This window comes from Mesorhizobium sp. dw_380 (assembly GCF_018588885.1).
GTDB lineage: Bacteria > Pseudomonadota > Alphaproteobacteria > Rhizobiales > Rhizobiaceae > Mesorhizobium.
Genome location: NZ_JAFFIW010000152.1, coordinates 1 through 540, shown reverse-complemented (window position 1 = coordinate 540; position 540 = coordinate 1). Strand labels below are relative to the sequence as shown.

The 540-nt window shown below is 68.1% G+C and carries 1 protein-coding gene; it reads right to left on the bottom strand.

Annotated features, from left to right (window positions below; genetic code table 11):
- On the bottom strand, window positions 1–540 hold a 540-nt coding region (locus JT360_RS33325), incomplete at both ends, for a condensation domain-containing protein (RefSeq protein ID WP_214477733.1).

Here is a 540-nt window from a genome sequence, read left to right as displayed (position 1 = left end):
GCCCATCGCCCGGTCGGCGCCCGCACCGGCTTGCATGCGACCAAGCAGCACCGTTCCGAACACAGCCGTCTCGCGGCCGGACGTGCGCGCCACCACCTGGCCCCACGCCACATGGCAAAGGCTGGCAAGGCTCACCCCCAGCCGCCGGGCCTGGCCACGCAGGCGATCGTTGAGGGCTTGCGGCAGGAGCCGGTACGCCTCGACCACCTCCTTGCCATCGCCGCGCACCTCCGCCAGGCCGAATGGCAGCATAGGCTCGTCGATATCGCCAAGCCGCTCGCGGAAGTACCGCTCATGCTCCGCCTCAGAGACCCCAAGACGCGCCTGCGCCACAACGTTGCGGAACGGCTCCGCAGCGGGCAGATCGTCCTCGTGGCCTTCCAGGATCGCTTCGATCTCCTCGTGCAGGATTTCCAGGGTTGAGTGATCGCCGATCAGATGGTGATGCACCGCCAGCACCAGCCAGTGATCGGCCCCAGGATCCTTTGCCACCACGAAGCGCAGCAGGGGCGCCTGGGTCAGGTCGAGCCGCAGATGCTG